14 protein-coding genes and 1 tRNA gene are annotated in these 18,522 nt (G+C 67.9%); 10 read left to right on the top strand and 5 right to left on the bottom strand.

Features of this window, described 5'->3' with window-relative positions:
- Positions 1-91: 91 nt before the first annotated feature.
- The 4 genes from crcB to IFU00_07140 form a co-directional block, all read right to left on the bottom strand.
- Complete coding sequence (gene crcB / locus IFU00_07155; GenBank protein MBD8542055.1) at positions 92-466, bottom strand: fluoride efflux transporter CrcB; 375 nt, start codon at positions 464-466, stop codon at positions 92-94.
- Positions 463-921 (bottom strand): molybdopterin synthase catalytic subunit MoaE, encoded by a 459-nt coding sequence (gene moaE, locus IFU00_07150; protein ID MBD8542054.1) that lies wholly within the window; start codon positions 919-921, stop codon positions 463-465. The genes crcB and moaE overlap by 4 nt, the downstream gene beginning before the upstream one ends.
- Positions 918-3,647 carry a DUF349 domain-containing protein gene (locus tag IFU00_07145; GenBank protein MBD8542053.1) on the bottom strand — a complete coding sequence of 910 codons (2,730 nt, stop codon included), beginning with the start codon at positions 3,645-3,647 and terminating at the stop codon, positions 918-920. Before IFU00_07145 ends, moaE begins: the two co-directional genes overlap by 4 nt.
- 77 nt (positions 3,648-3,724) lie before the next feature.
- Positions 3,725-4,309, bottom strand: coding sequence for a hypothetical protein (locus IFU00_07140; protein MBD8542052.1), 585 nt, complete (start codon positions 4,307-4,309; stop codon positions 3,725-3,727).
- 312 nt (positions 4,310-4,621) lie between these two features.
- Here IFU00_07140 and IFU00_07135 point away from each other — a divergent pair, with 312 nt between their 5' ends.
- The 9 genes from IFU00_07135 (at position 4,622) to IFU00_07095 (ending at position 14,875) form a co-directional block, all read left to right on the top strand.
- Positions 4,622-5,893 (top strand): exonuclease SbcCD subunit D C-terminal domain-containing protein, encoded by a 1,272-nt coding sequence (locus IFU00_07135; protein MBD8542051.1) that lies wholly within the window; start codon positions 4,622-4,624, stop codon positions 5,891-5,893.
- Positions 5,890-9,639: an AAA family ATPase gene (locus tag IFU00_07130; GenBank protein MBD8542050.1), complete on the top strand. Its 3,750-nt coding sequence runs from the start codon at positions 5,890-5,892 to the stop codon at positions 9,637-9,639. Before IFU00_07135 ends, IFU00_07130 begins: the two co-directional genes overlap by 4 nt.
- A gap of 56 nt (positions 9,640-9,695) precedes the next feature.
- Positions 9,696-9,905, top strand: coding sequence for a hypothetical protein (locus IFU00_07125; protein ID MBD8542049.1), 210 nt, complete (start codon positions 9,696-9,698; stop codon positions 9,903-9,905).
- Between the two features lie 20 nt (positions 9,906-9,925).
- Positions 9,926-11,068: a class I SAM-dependent methyltransferase gene (locus IFU00_07120; GenBank protein ID MBD8542048.1), complete on the top strand. Its 1,143-nt coding sequence runs from the start codon at positions 9,926-9,928 to the stop codon at positions 11,066-11,068.
- 62 nt (positions 11,069-11,130) lie between these two features.
- Positions 11,131-11,207 (top strand) — tRNA-Met (locus IFU00_07115).
- A 77-nt stretch (positions 11,208-11,284) separates the two neighbouring features.
- Entirely contained in the window at positions 11,285-11,518 is a 234-nt protein-coding gene (locus IFU00_07110; GenBank protein ID MBD8542047.1) for a hypothetical protein, read from the top strand.
- A 27-nt stretch (positions 11,519-11,545) separates the two neighbouring features.
- On the top strand, positions 11,546-12,955 hold the full coding sequence (gene dbpA / locus IFU00_07105; protein MBD8542046.1) for an ATP-dependent RNA helicase DbpA: 1,410 nt from the start codon (positions 11,546-11,548) through the stop codon (positions 12,953-12,955).
- Positions 12,956-13,106: 151 nt separating this feature from the next.
- Positions 13,107-14,390 carry a PEGA domain-containing protein gene (locus IFU00_07100; protein MBD8542045.1) on the top strand — a complete coding sequence of 428 codons (1,284 nt, stop codon included), beginning with the start codon at positions 13,107-13,109 and terminating at the stop codon, positions 14,388-14,390.
- Positions 14,391-14,401: 11 nt separating this feature from the next.
- Positions 14,402-14,875, top strand: a complete 474-nt coding sequence (locus IFU00_07095; protein MBD8542044.1) for a TssQ family T6SS-associated lipoprotein — start codon at positions 14,402-14,404, stop codon at positions 14,873-14,875.
- A 4-nt stretch (positions 14,876-14,879) separates the two neighbouring features.
- Here the strand turns inward: IFU00_07095 and IFU00_07090 are convergent, their stop codons facing one another.
- Positions 14,880-16,472 carry an amidase gene (locus IFU00_07090; GenBank protein ID MBD8542043.1) on the bottom strand — a complete coding sequence of 531 codons (1,593 nt, stop codon included), beginning with the start codon at positions 16,470-16,472 and terminating at the stop codon, positions 14,880-14,882.
- A 175-nt stretch (positions 16,473-16,647) separates the two neighbouring features.
- Here IFU00_07090 and ilvD point away from each other — a divergent pair, with 175 nt between their 5' ends.
- Positions 16,648-18,513, top strand: a complete 1,866-nt coding sequence (gene ilvD, locus IFU00_07085) for a dihydroxy-acid dehydratase (protein ID MBD8542042.1) — start codon at positions 16,648-16,650, stop codon at positions 18,511-18,513.
- The last annotated feature ends 9 nt before the right edge of the window (positions 18,514-18,522 follow it).

Genomic DNA, 18,522 nt, shown 5'->3' with positions numbered 1-18,522 from the left:
GCCCCGTATGTATTTACTGGACGGAAACTCTAGCATGCTTCAACCGGGCAAATTGTGCGTTGTCAGGCAAACCCGCCCTGCTTCGCCGACTTTACCCGCGCAGGGTACGCAGCAGGGCAAAACCGGCCATGCAGCACAGCAGCGAGCCGATCAGGTGCAAGGCCGTGTGGGCCAGCGCCCAGCCAATATCGCCGCGCTGCAGCAGCGTCATCGATTCGCCACTAAAACTGGAGAAGGTCGTCAAGCCACCGAGGAAGCCGGTAATGATGAACAGGCGCCAGTGCGGCGCCAGTCCGGGCTGATCGGCAAAGAACGCGAGCGCGCAGCCGATCAGGAAGCCACCGAGCAGGTTGGCCGCCAGCGTGCCGATCTGGACAAAGCCGTGCAGGCTGCCCAGCCACAGGCCCAGGCCCCAGCGCAGCCAGGCGCCGATGGCGGCGCCGAGCCCGACAGCGAGAAAATTCAGCGGGCTTGCCACCGCGCCCGCGCTGTATCGTCCGTCACGCGCGCATCGACCCAGCGCGCGCCGTCCGGCGTGTCTTCCTTCTTCCAGAACGGCGCTTCCGTCTTCAGGTAATCCATGATGAATTCGCAAGCCGCGAACGCATCGCCCCGGTGCGCGGCGGTGACGGCCACGAGCACAATCTGATCCAGCGGCAGCAGCGGCCCCACGCGGTGGATGACCAGGGTAGCGAACAGCGGCCAGCGCGCCGCGGCCTGGGCGGCGATGTCGTCGAGCGCCTTCTCGGTCATGCCGGGATAGTGCTCGAGTTCCATCGCAGCGACCTGCGCGCCGTCGTTCAGGTCGCGCACAGTGCCGACGAATGCCACGACAGCGCCGACCCGGGCGTCGCCCTCGCGCAGGCGCGCGACCTCGAGGCCGAGGTCGAAGTCGCCGGTTTGCACACGGACATTGTTCATGACGCCTCCTTCGGCTGACGCAGCATCAGGCATTCGATGCGTGTTTCGGTGCGCACGTCGGCCAGGGCCGGCAGCGCCAGCAGCGCGCGCAGCTCGGCCGTATTGCCACCCGGCTTCTGGCCCGACTTGAGGGAGCTTTGCAGCACCTCGACCTGCAAGCGCAGGCGGTCCCGGGCGAATTCGGCGCCGCTGTCGATGCCAGCAGCGATCTCCAGGCGCAGCAGATCGTTCAACAGGCGTGGCCGATTCTCCTGGAGCTGGCGCGCATACGCGGCGCGGTCGCCTTCGAGCGCCGCCAGCGCCGCGTCGAAGCGCTTCTGCAGGATCGGCTCGTAACCACCGTCGACCGGGGCCAGTGCCGCCCAGCGGGCACGCCAGTCGTCACCCTGCGTGTGGGTGCCGGCATTGCTGTCCGGATCGGCGATTGCTGTTTCGAGCGCCTGGATCAGGCGCAGCTTGTCGCGCACGACGCCGGCCAGGACCGTGTCGGCGGCGCGGCGTACCTCGGCCACCTGCGCCTGCACCTGGGCCACGGCAGCCTGGTAACGCCCCTCGATACGCGCCTCGTGGGCACGCGGTACCGGGCCGATCGCCTGCCATTCGGCGGCCGCTTCGCGCAGCATTCTGGCGACGTTGGACGGCGTGGCATCGAGCGCCGCCGCTTCGAGGCGGGCGCACAGCGCTTCCTTGGCCGCTTCGTGGGTGCGGCGCTCGCTGTCGGCGGCGTGTGCATGCTCCTTGCGGGCCGCAAACAGCGCGTCGCAGGCGGCGCGGAAACGCTGCCACAGCGCCTGCTCGGCCTTGCGTTCGAGCGGCAGCGCGCGCGCATGCTCTTGCCAGCGGCTCTGCAACTCGCGCAGCAAGTCGACGGCATGCCGTTCGTTCGGGTCGAGCTTGTGGACTTCTTCGATCAGTTGTTCCCGCACGGCGACTTCGACCTTGCGCTGGTTTTCCAGCGGCCGCTGCAGCGTGGTCAGTGCCTCGGAGAACAAACCGTCGAGACGTTTCTTTTCCTTGCGGTCGACCGCGCCCAGATGGCTCCAGGCCGTACGCAGGCGCTGGACGGTGGCCGACACATGCTTCCAGTCGGCATTGTCCTGCTGCAGGTTGGCGATCTCGGCCTGGGCTTCGTCGACCAGCGCCTGGCCGCGCGCGGCATTCGCGTGACGCTCGTCAGCCAGCTGACGGAAATGCGCGGCGGCCGGCGCGTAGGCAGCGCTGCAGGCGGCGTCGAAACGCTCCCACAGGCTGCGCGGCGCCGGGCCGGACAAGGTGTCGAGCGCCTTCCAGCGCTCGCGCATGCTGCCGACCTTCTTGGCCAGTTCGCCCATCGCCAGGTTCTGCGTGGCCAGCGTCTCCACTGTCTTGATCAATTCTTCGCGCGACACGTTGCCGCCCCAGCGCGCCCAGTCCGACAAGCGTTTCAGGTCGGCACGCAGATGGGTCAGGTGCTCGAGCTGGGCGCCCGTCAGGCGCATGCCCTTGTCCTTGGCGTCCTTCAGCGATTTGTCGATTTCTGCGGCGGTCCCAAGCGAGCCCTGCTGCAGGGCGGCTTCGAGCGCCTCTAACTGGTCGAGGAAGGCCTGGTCGGCGCCCTTGTCTCTGGCGGGCGCGGCGCCGCTATCGGCTGGTGCGCCTGCTTGTGCTGCAACCGGGACCGCTTTCGGCTTGCGGATCGCTTGCGGGAACGACGCGAGCAAGGCGTCGAAGCGCGCTTGCAGCGCTTCAGTGGCGGCGCCGTTGGCGGGCATGGCCGGCAGGCGCTGCCATTCGCGGCGCAGGGTATCCGGCGTCAATTCTTCTTGCGGCTGCGCCGACCATGCGGTGAGCGCCGCGTCACGGGCAGCCAGCGCTGCGGCATCCTTCTCGGCGGTGGCCAGGCTGGCCGTCAGGCGTGCCAGTTCATTGCTTACCTCCCCGACCAGCGCGCGCGGCAACGATGGGTGGCCAGGGTCGGCCAGTGCCGCTGCCTGCTCCTGCTGCAGGCGGGCCAGCGCCTCGCCGAGCGCGGCGGCGTCCAGCCCCTGCCCGTCGAGCTGGCGCAACGCCGTCAGGCGATCGATCATGGCGCGCTGCAACTGCACCTGCGCTTCAAGACGCGCGCCAAGCTGGGCGCGCACGGCCTCGAAGTCGGCAGCGAGTTCGGGCGCGCGGATGACCGACCATTTGCGGTCAAGTTCGCCAACGTGGTTGGGCGTCAGCAACACGTCACCCAACATGGCGCGCGCCTGCGCCAGGGTGTCTTCACCACGGCGCAGTTCGGCTTCATGGTGGCGGATCGCGTCGAGCCGGCCATGAACGAGCTTGGCAACGCGGCGATCGACATTGCGCATTGCGCCGTACACGCGTTCGAGGTGCTCGCGGCCATGGAGCAGCTCGGCGGCGGCCAGACGCAATTCGGAAAACGGTGATTGCAGGATGAACTCGGCGGCGGCTGCTTCGTCGCTGCCGAGCGCCTTGAGCTGCGCTGCCTGGCGCTCGCGGGCGCTGGCCACGGCGGCGCGCGCCTCGGCGGCCTGCGCCGCGGCCTGGTTTGCCGCCTGCTCTGCTGCTGCGGCTGCTGCCGCCTTGGCCTTGTTATTGGCTTTGCTACCGGCCTTGCCAGCGGTCTTGCTAACAGCGGGCTGGGCAGCGCCCGATTTTGCCGGGGCCGGCTTGACGGCGCCCTGTTGCTCGCCGGACGCCGCCGGCTTGCTGCCCTGCCGCTTGAAGAGAAAATCGAACATAGGAAATTCGCACCGCTAAAACTGCCATCATAGCAAAGAACATGGCGTCAACCGGCGCGCACGCCCTGCTGCAGCGGCTAATTCACGATGGGCACGACGGGCGGCAAGGCGGACGATTTCCTTGTTGAAACTTCTGCGGGAAACCTGGCGCGCACCATGCCGCGCCCCGTGTCGCGCTGTTCGTTCTGCACCGAGTCGTGGGCAAGCATCTGGTTGGCAATCGTGAACCAGTGGTCGCCGGGAATCAGCGTGCGCGCCAGCGGCAGCAACTCGCGCTCTTCGCGTTCGAGGCGCTCGAGCAGCAGTTCGCAGCATTCTTGCAGCGCCGCCAGGCAGCCGGGATCGCCTTCGGCAGCGGCCGCCTGAGCCGCCATGCGCGCCGCGTGCGCGCGCCGGCTCAGCGCATCGAGTTCGGCCAGCAGCGCGCCGGCATCGGCGCCACGCCGGCGCAGCGCCGGCAACACGAATTTGTCGAGCTTGCGCCAGTGGCACGCGTCGCTGACCTGGCGCAGCGCGTCACAGGCCGCCTGGTACTGGTGCGCCGCTGGCGGCTCGCCCCACCAGGCGGCGGGCCGCCAGCGCTCGAGCAGCGCCTGCAAATCGACGCGCGCCCGGGCCTGTTCGACGGATAGCGCCACCAGCGTGTAGGTGGAAGTGAGCATGATGTCTCCTCTCAATGCGCCGCCAGCGCGCATGGCGAGGCCATGCCGGATCGGCTGGGGATGCGGGTATCGGGGTAGCCGGCGATGGATTTTGTAGTAGTAGCCGGCGACAAGAACTAGCTAGTGTAGAGACACAGTCCTGGCCAGGTTTGATGTTCGTCAAATGCGATTTGACAACAAGAGCGGGGTCAGGCACGACGAATTTCCCCACACAACATGCTTGCGAGATGGTATTGCACGGCGCGCCACGACGGGTCGCCGGCTGCGTTATAGTAGGCCCCGATTTCGGCTTTCCCAACGGTAGAACTCCCCATGCGGCTGCTGCACACCTCCGACTGGCATCTTGGCCAGACCCTGCACAATTTCGACCGGATCCACGAACACCAGTGCTTCCTCGACTGGCTGGTCGATACGCTGGACGAAGAGCGCATCGACGTGCTGCTGATCGCGGGCGATATTTTCGATAACGCCAATCCGTCGTCGGCCGCGCACCGCCAGCTGTATCGCTTCCTGCAGCAGGCCCGCAGCCGCGTACCCCATCTGCAGGTGGTGGTCATCGCGGGCAACCACGATTCCGCCGGCCGGCTGGAAGCCCCCACGCCGCTGCTTGAGGCCTATGGCACGATTGTCGTGGGCAACGTGCTGCGCAGCAGCGATGGCGAGGTCGACCTCGACCGGCTGCTGGTGCCGCTGCATGACCGTGCCGGCAAGGTTGCCGCCTGGTGCCTGGCCGTGCCGTTCCTGCGTCCTGGCGACGTCCCGCGCCTGTGCGCCGCGGCGGGCGATGGGGCCAGCGATGCGCCAGAGCTCGATCCTTATCTGCAGGGCACCACCCTGCTGTACCGCCAGGCGTATGCGCTGGCGCGGTCCCGCGCCACGGAGGGCCAGGCCATCATCGCCATGGGCCACTGCCATATGGTCGATGGCCAGGCGTCGCTCGACTCCGAACGCCGCATCGTCATCGGCGGCACCGAGGCGCTGCCAAGCAGCATGTTCGATCCGGGCATCGCCTACGCAGCACTTGGCCACCTGCACCTGGCCCAGAAGGTCGGCGGGCGCGAGAACGTGCGCTACAGCGGCAGTCCGCTGCCGTTGTCGTTTTCCGAAGTCAATTACCAGCATCAAGTGCTGCGGATCGACCTGGAGGGCGATCATGCCGCGGAGGTCACGCCGCTGTTCGTGCCCCGCGCGGTGGCCTTGCTGCGGGTGCCGGCCAAACCTGCGCCGCTCGACGAGGCACTCGCGGCGCTCGAGGCGCTCGAACTCGATCCCGACCTGCCGCAGCATGCCTGGCCCTTTCTCGAAGTCAGGGTGCTGCTCGACGGGCCGGAACCCGGTCTGCGCGCGCGCATCGAGGCGGTACTGGCCGGCAGGCCAGTGCGTCTGGCCAAGATCGAACCGACCCGCAAGCACGTGGTCACCGACGACACCGAACTCGCGCTGAGCCTGGATCAACTGGCGCAGCTACAGCCGGACGATGTGTTCCGCCGCCTGTGGCTACAGAAATACGGCGCCGAGGCCCCGCCCGAGCAGATCGCGTCGTTTGCCGAACTGTTCCACGCGGTAGAAGGTGAGCCGCGATGAAGATCCTGCGTATCAGCGGCAAGAACCTCGCTTCGCTGGCGGGCGAATTCGCCATCGATTTCGAATCCGAGCCGCTTGCCTCCGCCGGCCTGTTTGCCATCAGCGGCCCAACCGGCGCCGGCAAGAGCACCCTGCTCGACGCACTGTGCCTCGCGCTGTATGGCGACACGCCACGGCTGCTGAAGCGCTCGAGCACGCGCCTGCCCGATGTGGGCGAAGAAACCGTCACCGCCCAGGATGCCCGCACGCTGCTGCGCCGGGGCGCCGCCGAAGGCTGGGCCGAGGTCGACTTTGTGGGGAGCGACGACCGGCGTTACCGCGCCCGCTGGGCCGTGCGGCGTTCGCGCAACAAGCCCAACGGCGCGCTGCAACCAGTCAAGATTTCGCTGAACCGGCTGCCCGAACTGATCCCGGTCGGCGGCACCAATACGGAAGCCGCGGCAGAGATCGTGCAACGCATCGGCCTGTCGTTCGAACAGTTCACGCGCGCCGTACTGCTGGCCCAGAACGAATTCTCGGCATTCCTCAAAACCGACGAGAACGAGCGTGGCGAACTGCTCGAAACGCTCACCGGCACGACGATCTACAGCGACATTTCGCGCCGGGCGTTCGAGCGCTACAAGGCCGAACAGGTCCGCACCCAGGTGCTGCAATCGAAACTGGCCAATGCGGCCCCGCTGTCGCCGGAAGACCGCGCGCTGCTGGAGACCGAACGCACGAACGCCGACCTGGCCCGGCAAGCGCTGGACGATCGCCACGCCCTGCTCGAGGGACAACTGCGCTGGCACCAGGAACTGGACAAGCTCACGCGCGGTGAAGCGCAGGCCGAACAGGCACTGGCGGCGGCCAACGCGCAGCGCGCGGATGCCGGCGAGCGGCGCCAGCGCCTGGCCACCCTCGACGCGGTGCAGGCGGCGCGACCCTTGAGCATGGAGGTGCAGCGCCTTGAAGCCGAGCGTCGGCAAGCCCATTCCGCCATCGAGACGACGCAGGCCCAGCTGGCGGCAGCGCTCGAGGTGCGACGCAGCAGCGTGGCCGAGACCGACGCAGCCACCGCGCAGCTGGATGCCGCCGAAGCAGCACTGCGTACAGCAACGCCGCAACTGGATGACGCCAAGGCCCTCGATGCGGCGCTGGCGACATTGGCGCCAAACCACGTGCAGGCGCAGTCGGCGCTCGACGCCACGCGCATGCAGGCGCGCCAGGCCCGCGAGCAGCACGCGGCCAAATCGACTGCACTGGCACGTGCGCAGCAAGCCCGCGATAACGCTGCCGCCTGGCTGGCAGCCCGGTCGCGCCTCGACGCGGTGGCCGGTGCCTGGGGCCAATGGGAACGATTGCTGCGCCAGGGCGAAGACACGCTTGCCACGCTGGACGCCAACCAGACGGCGGCCGAGACCATCCAGACCCAGGCACTGGGCGCTGCCGGGCGCGAAGCGCAAGCCACGAGCGCGCTCGCGGCCAGCACCGAGCGCCTCGATGCGCTGGAGACGACGCGCCGCGCGGCGATGGCCGCGCTGGCCGGTGTCGATGCCGACGCCATCGGCGCCGAACGCCAGGCTCTCGATGTGCGCCGCGAACGCCTGACGCAGGCCGAGCGCACCTGGAATGACCTGGCGGCCGCGCACGCTACGCTGACCAGCCTCGCGCGCGACATCGATCGCGTGGAGACAGCGCGCTCAGGCGCCGAACAGGGACTGGCCGAGGTACGCGCTGCCGCGCCAGCGCTGGAAGCGGCCATGACGCAGGCCGAACGCTCGCTGGCGGCAGCGGAACTCGCATGCGCGGCAGATGTCGAACAGTTGCGTGCGAATCTGGACGACGACGCGCCCTGCCCCGTCTGCGGCGCGCACGAGCATCCATATGCCCATCAGGCTGCACCGTTGAGAAACATGCTCACCAGCCTGCGCGCCGAAGTCGACGGCTGCCGCCTGCGCGTGCGCGGCAACAACGCGCTGCAGGCGCAGAATGCGGCGGCAGCCGGCGCGGCGCACGAGCGGCTGGCGGCGCTGGCGCACGAGCGCAGCACGCTGAGCGAGCGCGTCGCCAGCCTCGAACAAGCCTGGCACGCCGACCCGCTGGCGGCGGCCGCGCCGCCGGCCGCCGAACGCGCCGACTGGTTCGCTGCCCAGCGCAGCGCGCTGCGCGACGCGTTGGACGCATTGGCCCGGCAAGAACAACAGTGGCGCGCCGCCGCCGTTGCCCGCGACGCGGCCCAGCACGACGTCGACGCCGCCCAGTCCGACCTGGCCCGCCTGCGATCGGAAGAAGAAGCCGAGCGCGAAGCGGCAGCCGGGTTGCAAGCCGCGCTCAAGACCCACACGCTGCGCCACGAGGCAGCGAGCGCGCAACTGACCGCGCTACTGGCCGAACTCGACGGCCCGCTGGCCGACGCGCTTGGCGATGGCTGGCAAGCAGCATGGCGCCGCGATCCGGCCACCTGGCGCGCGGCGCGCGGGCACGAAGCCGCCGCCTGGCGTGAGCAGACCGACGCGCTGGCCCGCGCCACTGCCACGATTGCCACACTGGACGTCGAAACGACGGCGCTGGCCACGCGCATCGCCGAGATCGACGCCGCCGGCGCGCGCAGTGCGCTCGACTTCGAACGCATCGACACCGAGCTCACGCAGAAACGCACGGCGCGCGCCGCGCTGTGGGCCGGCCGCCCGGCACGCGAGGTCGAGCGCGAACTGAACACCGCCGTCACCGGCGCGCGTGAACAACTTGCGGCGCGCCAGCTGGTGGCGCAGCACGCGGCACAGGGCGAAACGACGGCGCGCACCGCACTGGCGGGCCTGGTCGAGCGCGTGGCGCAACTCGACAGCGCCGGTGCGGCGGCGGCCACCGCCCTGGCCGACTGGCTGGAGGACTACCGCAAGGATCCCGACGGCGTGGACGACATCGCCAATCTGGATGCGCTGGCCCGCCTGCTGCAAGTGGGCGCCGCCTGGCTGGCACAGGAGCGCACGGCGTTGAATGCGATCGACACCGAGGTCGGCCAGGCCACCGCCATCCTGAACGAGCGCCGCGCCCAGCGTCTGGCGCATCTGGCGTCGGCCCCGCCGGACGGCCAGCCGGTCGAGGCCGTCACGGCGGCGTTCGATGCGATCCAGGCCGAGCGCCATGCGGCGATCGAAGCATCGACCTCGGCACGCCTGCGCGTCATGCAGGACGACGAGCGGCGCGTGGCCGCCGCGTCGAGCCTGCGCGAGATCGAGCAGCAGCAGGTGCAGGAGCAGCGCTGGGGCAAGCTGTCGGAGCTGATCGGTTCGAGCGACGGCAAGAAATTCCGCAATTACGCGCAGCAGTTCACGCTCGACGTGCTGCTTGGCTATGCGAATGCGCACCTGGCGCAGCTGGCCAAACGCTATCGCCTCGAGCGCGTCAGTTACGCGGGCATGCCGTCGCTGGCGCTGATGGTGCGCGACCAGGACATGGGCGGCGAAGTACGTTCGGTCAATTCGCTGTCCGGTGGCGAATCGTTCCTGGTGTCGCTCGCGCTGGCGCTGGGTCTCGCTTCGCTGTCATCGAACCGGGTGCGGGTGGAGTCGCTGTTCATCGACGAGGGCTTCGGCAGCCTCGACAGCGAAACGCTGGGCGTGGCAATGGACGCGCTGGACGCGCTGCAGTCACTGGGCCGCAAGGTGGGCGTGATTTCGCACGTGCAAGAGATGACCGAGCGCATCGCGACCAAGGTGCTGGTGCGCCCGGCGGGTGGCGGCAGCAGCGCGGTGGTGGTCGAATGACGCCGGGCCAGGCGGTGTAAAATGCCGCCCTCCTCTCCTTTACCTGCTCCGTGATCATGAAACCAGCCCGTACCCTGACGTTCAAGTGCGCAAAATGCACCAAGCCAGTCACCGTCTACCTGCAGAAAGTCTCCGCGTGCTCGCACATCCAGCCTTACCAGGGCATCTGCGGCTGCGGTGAAGTCAAGCGCCACGCCACCGGCAATGCCGACGCCGTTGCGTCCTATCTTGCCTCGAGCGACGGCAACTGGAACCACCATCACTAATACTAATAGGGGATCAAGCGATGGCACGCATCGAATGGGTCGAGGACGGCGTCGAACGCTCGGCCGTCTGGCGCTCGGAGAGCGGCTGGCCCGCGCCGAAGAAGGTCGTGCTGGCCGACGACACGATGAGCGCCGACGCCGCCTACCGGCTGGCGCTCGACGGCACGGCGCTGCTGTGGCGCGGCGACTTTCAGAACGCCCGCCAGCTGGTGCAGGCGCTCGCGCGCCGGATCGACCACAAGGGCGAGCGCCCACGCCGCGCCAAGGCCGGCAAGGCCGTGCCTACGCCACTCGAAGCCTTCCACCGCCATCGCCTCTCCCAGTTGCAGCGCGCCCGCACGCTGGCAATGCTCGTGCTGCCGTTCGAAGCCGATCACAGCATCCCCCTGCGCCGCGCGCCCGATGCGCAACAGGCTTGCCTGGAAGCCTACGGCGCGGTCGATGCGCCGTATGTCGCCTCGCTGCGCGAACTGCTGGGCGTGATCGGCGCCCATGAATGGCGCAGCAAGGGCGTCATGATTCCGGCGCTGAACGACCGCATCCACCCGTGGTACGGCGTGTTCTCGCCCGTGCGCGGCGAATACGTTGAACTGGTCGCGCAGGCGCCGCTGCCTGCCGGCGCCCGGCGCGCATTCGACATCGGGGCTGGCACCGGTGTGCTGTCGGCCGTGCTGGCGCGGCGCGGCCTGCAGGTGCTGGCAACCGAGGTCGATCCGCGGGCGCAGGGCTGCGCGCGCGAAAACATCGCGCGCCTGGGTTTGACGGCGCAGGTTGAGATCGCGCAGACCGACCTGTTCCCGGACGGCCGCGCGCCGCTGGTTGTCTGCAATCCACCGTGGTTGCCGGGCAAGCCGAGTTCGGCGATCGAGTATGCGATCTACGATCCGGACAGCCGCATGCTGCGCGCGTTCCTGGCGGGCCTCGGTGCCCATCTGGAGGCCGGTGGCGAAGGCTGGCTGATCATGTCGGACTTTGCCGAGCACTTGGGCCTGCGCAGCCGCGATCAGTTGCTTGGATGGATTGCGGCAGGTGGCCTGGAAGTCATCGAGCGCCACGACACGCGGCCCGTGCACCCGCGCGCGACCGATGCTGACGATCCGCTGCACGCGGCACGCTCGCAGGAAGTCACGTCGCTGTGGCGCCTGCGCAGCAGCGCCATTTGAGGGATTTACCCCCTCTGCACGTCGCGCATTGCATATTGCTGCGCAGCGCGCTATAATTGCGCTGCGGGGTGGAGCAGTCTGGCAGCTCGTCGGGCTCATAACCCGAAGGTCACAGGTTCAAATCCTGTCCCCGCAACCAATTCAATACAAAAGCCCGACTCACAGAGCCGGGCTTTTGTTTTCTATGGCAACAAGATGCAACCTCGAAGGCAGAGGATGAGAGACAAGAAAGACCACGCAACGTTCGACCTGCCTGGTTTCGAGCCGGCAGCGCCGCTCGATACGGTCACCGAACCCAAACGCACCGGCCCTCGTCCCCGCCGCGGTTCGCTCAAGCAAGAACAACTCTGCCTGATCGACGAAACCGACAACTCCGGCCTGCCTGTCTGGCGCCGCGACGACAAGCTCGACCTGACCGGCCTGCCGGTCTGGGCGCCCGATCCCCAATAGCGTCGGCCCTGCCGGCTGGAGGCTTCCATGCAATCCGATTCGTTTACCTCGCTGGCCCTCACGCCGCAATTTCTCGCCAACCTGACCACCCTCGGTTACGACCACATGACGCAGGTGCAGGCGGAAACGCTGCCGTCCGTCCTGGCCGGCAGCGACCTGATCGCCCAGGCCAAGACCGGCAGCGGCAAGACCGCGGCGTTCGGCATCGGCATTCTGCACAAGCTCAATCCGGCCTGGTTCGCGATCCAGGGCCTGGTGCTGTGCCCGACGCGCGAACTGGCGGACCAGGTCGCCGGCGAACTGCGCCGGCTGGCGCGCGGCGTGGGCAACGTCAAGATCCTGACGCTGACCGGCGGTGTCTCGATGCGCCCGCAAATCGCCTCGCTCGAACATGGCGCGCACATCGTCGTCGGCACGCCGGGCCGCATCCGCGACCACCTGGGCCGCGCGACGCTCGACCTGGCCAACGTGCAGACGCTGGTGCTGGACGAAGCGGACCGCATGACCGACATGGGCTTTTACGACGAGATCGCGGGCATCGTGTCGGCCACGCCAAAGCACCGCCAGACCCTGCTGTTCTCGGCCACCTACCCGGACGATATCCGCTTTGCCACGCAGGGCTTCCTGCGCGATCCGCTGGAAGTGAAGGTCGAGGGCAAGCACAGCTTCGAGCAGATCGACCAGCGTTTTTATGAGATCGGCTTCGAAGGCCGCGAAGATGCGGTCGGCCGCCTGCTGCGCCATCACCGTCCGGTGTCGGCGCTGGCCTTCTGCAACACCAAGGCGCGTTGCCGCGAACTGGCCGACGCATTACAGGCGCAGGGTTTTTCGGCGCGCGCGCTGTACGGCGAACTTGAACAGAGCGAACGCGATGAAATCCTGGTGCTGTTCGCCAACCGCAGCTGCTCGGTGCTGGTGGCCACCGACGTCGCCGCGCGCGGTCTGGATATCGCCGACCTGGACACCGTGATCAACGTGGACGTATCGAAAGACCCCGAAGTCCACGTGCACCGCATCGGCCGCACCGGCCGTGCCGGCGGCAGCGGCATGGCGCATACCCTGTGCGCGCCGAACGAAAAAAAATGGGTTGGCCTGATCGAGCAGTACCAGGACCAGCCAGCCGTCTGGGAAAGCCTGGCTGCGCTGGGCGACGATGCCGAACCGGCCGCACCGGCGCCAATGGTCACGCTGGTGATCGCCGGCGGCAAGAAGGCCAAGCTGCGTCCGGGCGACCTGCTGGGCGCGCTGACGGGCGACGCCGGTCTGACGAAAGACCAGGTCGGCAAGATCAATATCGGCGAATTCAACAGCTACGTCGCACTCGAGCGCAGCGTGGCGCAGGCTGCCGTCAAGCGCCTGGGCGAAGGCGACGCGCCGGGACCGGGCTTTGGCGTCATCAAGGGCCGCTGGTTCAAAATGCGTTTTCTCGACGCCTGAACGGTTGCGCGGCAGCGTACTTGCCGCGCATCTACTACCCCATCTGCCGCGCACGCTTAAGTTGGGGGTACCGTCTTCCCCACAAATCTGGCATTATTTGCAATAAATAAACATTCGTTCGGCCCGCGCAAGCGGCGACCGGCAAGATGCCATGAACCCCAGCACGCCCCCGCAGCAACTCGACGGCCGCACGGCCCGCGAGATCGTCGAGTACAACCACGAGATGGTCAGCGAGCCATGGTGCCGCCGCATCATCCGTCAGGTGCTGCAATCGCTCGAAGTCCAGTACGGCATGAACGTGCCGCACCGCCGCATCACGCCCGACAGTCTGCACATCCTCGAGGCCGGCGACCCGATGCTGGTGCCGGGCTACAGCGAGTTGCCGGACACCGCCGTGCCGGCCGACTACGAAGCACGCGACCTGTACGACCTGGCCGCCGTGATGCATTACGCGATTTCACAGGAACTGGCACCGGTCGCGCAGTTGCGCACGCTGGGCCTGACCGAGTACAGCGAGAGCTTCCTCGCGGCGCTCGACCGCTGCCTGTCGCCCGACCCCGCCGTGCGGCCGCAAACCATCGAGCAGATGCGCGGCCTGCTGGGCATTGCCGTCATCGCGCCGAAGCCCGCCATCTCGCTGCCACCGATCGACGACGAGCCCATGGCGCCAGTGGTGCCGCTGCCAATGCCTACGCCGGCACCGACGCCGGCCCCTCCGCCGACGCCAGAACCTGTCCGCGCGCCTGAACCAGTAGCGGTGCCAAAGCCAGCGCCGGCAGCGCCACCCCCTCCCCCCGCCCCCGGTCCGCTCCCGATGCGCGCCGCCGCCAACGCATCGACGCCGATGGCGCCCGCGCCAACCCCGGTCGCTGCCCGGCGCAACAAGACACGCTGGCCGCTGATCGTCGGCACCATCCTCCTGATCCTGGCCGCGCTGGCCGCCTTGTTCGCACTGACGCGCCAGGCCGACCTGAGCGGCATGAAAGACATGTCCGCGCTGCCGGAGACGCCCGAGGCGACCGTGCCGGCAGCCGCGCCCGCGCCGCTGGTGACGCTGGCCGAAGAACCGCCACGGCTCGACGCCCCCGTCATCGACGAGACCGCACCGCGCGCGACCACTGCCACCCCGCCGCCAGCCAAACCCGACGTTGCCGTACCACCGACCGCCGTGCGCCTGGCGCCGCAGGGCACACCGCCCGAAGCGGCTGTCGCCGGCACCACCTATAAACTCCTGATCCAGCCGTGGGGGACGATCGTCGTCGATGGCGTCGAGCGCGGCGCCACGCCGCCGCTCAAACACATCACGCTGCCGCCGGGCGAGCACACGATCCGCATCGTCAACCCGGGCTTCCCCGAGCACACGGTGACCGTGCAGTCGGCCGAAGGCCAGAGCGGTACGATCGAACTTGATTTCACCGAGGAGAAAACGCCTTGAGCACCCGTTTCATGAAACACCTGCCTGCGGCGCTGATCGCCGTGATGGCGACTGGCTGCGCCGAATTCGGCCCGGCACTGGGCGGCAAGGAAGCCGCGCGCGCCCATCCCCGCGCCGACGATGCGCGCCCGCGCGCTGAACGTGCCCAGCGCGCGGACCGCACGAACCGCCCTGCCGCCGGCACGGTCGACCGCAGCGATGTCGCGCTGCGCGAAGGCATCGCGCTGTACAACGACGGCGATTACAACGGTGCGATCCGGCGCCTGACGAGCGCCGACATGAAAACCGGCACCCCGCGCGAACGCCTGTCCGCCGCCAAATACACGGCGTTCAGCTATTGCGTGAGCGGGCGCCAGGCGCTGTGCCGCGAGACGTTCGACGGCGCGTTCCGGCTTGATCCGGGCTTCGACCTGAGCCCCGGCGAACACGGCCACCCGCTGTGGGGCCCGGTCTTCAGCCAGGCCAAGGGGGCGGCGCGCCGCTAGTGATTTACGCGCTGACGCGCGCCCGGTAGGTCGGCGCGCGGCGGCGCCGGCTGGCCTGCTCGTAGGCGTACGCCATCCCGATCAGCGCCGGCTCGCTCCACGCCGTGCCAACGAATGACAGCCCGACCGGCAAACCGTGGATAAACCCTGCGGGCACTGTGATATGGGGATAGCCGGCCACCGCTGCCGGCGACGAAAAACTTGCGCCGTAATGGTCGCCGTTGACGGTGTCGGTCAGCCAGGCCGGCCCGCCGGTCGGCGCCACCAGCGCGTCGAGCTTGTAGGCACGCAGCACCTGATCGATCCCCTTGTCGCGCGAATAGCGCTGGTTATTCGCCAGTGCCTTCACGTAGTCGCGCGCCTGCAGGCCACCCGCCGCCTGCGCTGCGATCAAGTGTTCCTGACCGAAGAACGGCATCTCCCGCGCTGCATTGCGCAGGTTGAACGCAATGATGTCGGCCATGGTCTTGACCGGCGCATGCGGCGCATAGGTCGCCAGCCACGCTTCGAGGTCGGGCCGGAATTCGTGCAGCAACACGGTCAGCTCGGACGCGCCGTATTTGTCGGTATTGGGCACCGTGACATCGACCAGCACCGCGCCCTGCGCCCTGAGCACGCCCAGTTCCTTCTCGATCAGCGCATTAACACCGTCATGCCCGCCAAAAAAGTCACGCGCGACACCGATGCGCTTGCCGCGCAAGCCATCCTTGCGCAGCGCGTTCGCATAATTGATGGCGGGGGCACGCGCCGTGGCGCCATCCTGCGGGTCGGCGCCGGCCAGTGCTCCCAGCAGCAGCGCCGCGTCGGCGACGCTGCGCGTCATCGGCCCGGCCGTGTCCTGCGAATGCGCGATGGGAATGATGCCGCTGCGGCTGACCAGGCCCAGGGTCGGCTTGATGCCGACGATGCCGCAGGTTGACGCGGGCGAGACGATGGAGCCATCGGTTTCCGTGCCGACGGCCAGCGTGGCCAGGCTGGCTGCCATTGCCGAGGCCGAGCCGGAACTCGAGCCGCTGGTGTTGCGGTCGAGCGCATACGGATTGCGGGTGAGGCCGCCGCGTCCGCTCCAGCCGCTGGTCGAGCGGGTCGAGCGCATGTTTGCCCATTCCGACAGATTGGTCTTGCCAAGGATGACGGCGCCGGCATTGCGCAGGCGGGCCACGATGTGGGCGTCGCGCCGGGCCTTGACGCCATCCAGCGCCAGCGAGCCTGCTGTCGTGCTCATCTTGTCGGCGGTAGCGATATTGTCTTTCAGCAGGACCGGAATGCCGTGCAGCGGTCCGCGCAGCTTGCCCGCCTTGCGTTCGCGGTCACGCTCGCGGGCGATCTCGAGCGCGTCGGGATTGAGTTCGATGACCGAGCGCAGGCGTGGGCCGGCGCGGTCGATGGCCGCGATGCGGGCCAGGTAACGCGAGGCCAGCTCGTGCGCCGTCAGCTTGCCGGCGCGCATGGCCTGCCCCTGCGCGTGGACACCGGCCTCGAGGATGGCGGCCGGCGCCGTCTTCGATGGGGCGGCGTGTGCCAGCATGCTCGTGCCGGCAACCGAACCGGATACCGTCCCGGCCACGCCCATTCGTACAAAATCCCTGCGCTCCATGCCTGTGTACTCCATCAAATGGCCAAGCAATAGCATAGCAGCAACGTGACAGGCGAACTGCCCGGCTGTGATAGGTGAAATGACTCACAGACGCGTCGATCATATATTGGACAAATCCAGCGCCAGCCGTCACTCTGATTCAATCATTGTTTTTGCATTATTCTGGGAGATTGCCATGCCGACTTACCGTTCACACACCACGACCCAGGGTCGCAATATGGCAGGCGCCCGCGCCCTGTGGCGCGCCACCGGCATGAAAGACGGCGACTTCGACAAGCCGATCATCGCCGTGGTCAACTCGTTCACGCAGTTCGTGCCGGGCCACGTCCACCTGAAAGACCTGGGCCAGCTGGTCGCACGCGAGATCGAAGCGGCTGGCGGCGTGGCCAAGGAATTCAATACCATCGCCGTCGACGACGGCATCGCGATGGGCCACGGCGGCATGCTGTACTCGCTGCCTTCGCGCGACCTGATCGCCGACTCGGTCGAATACATGGTCAACGCGCACTGCGCCGACGCGATGGTCTGCATCTCGAACTGCGACAAGATCACACCCGGCATGCTGATGGCCGCGATGCGCCTGAACATTCCGACCGTGTTCGTCTCGGGCGGTCCGATGGAAGCCGGCAAGGTCATCAAGGTCGTGAACAACGAACGCAAGGTCATCAAGCTCGACCTGATCGATGCGATGATCAAGGCCGGCGACGCCTCCGTGTCGGACGCCGACGTGGCCGAGATCGAGCGCTCGGCCTGTCCGACCTGCGGCTCGTGTTCGGGCATGTTCACGGCCAACTCGATGAATTGCCTGACCGAGGCGCTGGGCCTGGCGCTGCCGGGCAACGGCACGATCGTCGCGACCCATGCCGACCGCAAGGAACTGTTCCTGCGCGCCGGCCGCCTGATCGTCGAGACCGCCAAGCGCCACTACGAGGAAGACGACTACTCGGTGCTGCCGCGCTCGATCGCGACCAAGACCGCGTTCGAGAACGCGATGGCGCTCGACGTGTCGATGGGTGGCTCGACCAACACCGTGCTGCACCTGCTGGCCGCCGCGCACGAAGCCGAAGTCGACTTCACGATGGCTGACATCGATCGCATCTCGCGACTTGTGCCCTGCCTGTGCAAGGTGGCGCCGATGACCGACAAATACCATATCGAAGACGTGCACCGCGCCGGCGGCATCTTCTCGATCCTGGGCGAACTGGCACGCGCCGGCCTGTTCGACACGTCGCTGCCGACGATCCACAGCCCGACGATGGCTGCGGCCATTGAAAAATACGACATCGCGGTCAGTACCGACGAAGCCGTGCACCAGTGGTTCCGCGCAGCACCGGGCGGCGTGCCGACCCAGGTGGCGTTTTCGCAGGCCGAGCGCTACGAAAAGAACGACCTCGACCGCGCCATGGGCTGCATCCGCGACCGCGAGCACGCGTATTCGAAGGATGGCGGCCTGGCGGTCTTGTACGGCAACATCGCCGAAAAAGGCTGCATCGTGAAGACGGCCGGCGTGGACGAAAGCATCCTCAAATTCTCAGGCAAGGCGCGCGTGTTCGAGAGCCAGGACGCGGCGGTCGAAGCGATCCTGGGCGACAACGTGGTGGCCGGCGACGTCGTCATCATCCGCTACGAAGGCCCGAAAGGCGGGCCGGGCATGCAGGAGATGCTGTACCCGACCTCGTACATCAAGTCGAAAGGCCTGGGCAAAGCGTGCGCATTGTTTACCGATGGCCGGTTCTCGGGCGGTTCATCGGGCCTGGTGATCGGGCATGCATCACCCGAAGCGGCCGAAGGCGGCGCGATCGGACTGGTGCAGGAAGGCGACATGGTCGACATCGACATCCCCGAGCGCACCATCAACCTGCGCGTGACGACCGAGGAACTGGCGCACCGCCGTGCGGCGATGGACGCACTGGGCGCGGACGCCTGGTTGCCGCTGGGGCGCGAGCGTTACGTCTCGCAGGCACTGCAGGCGTATGCGGCGCTGACCACGTCGGCCGATCGCGGCGCGGTGCGGGATCTGGCGCAGCTGCGCCGCAAGTAACATAAGGTC

It is taken from the genome of Oxalobacteraceae sp. CFBP 8761 (genome assembly GCA_014841595.1).
Classification (GTDB): Bacteria; Pseudomonadota; Gammaproteobacteria; order Burkholderiales; family Burkholderiaceae_D; genus Telluria.
The sequence above is the reverse complement of the archived record's forward strand: the minus strand, read 5'-3'. Positions and strand labels throughout refer to the sequence as shown.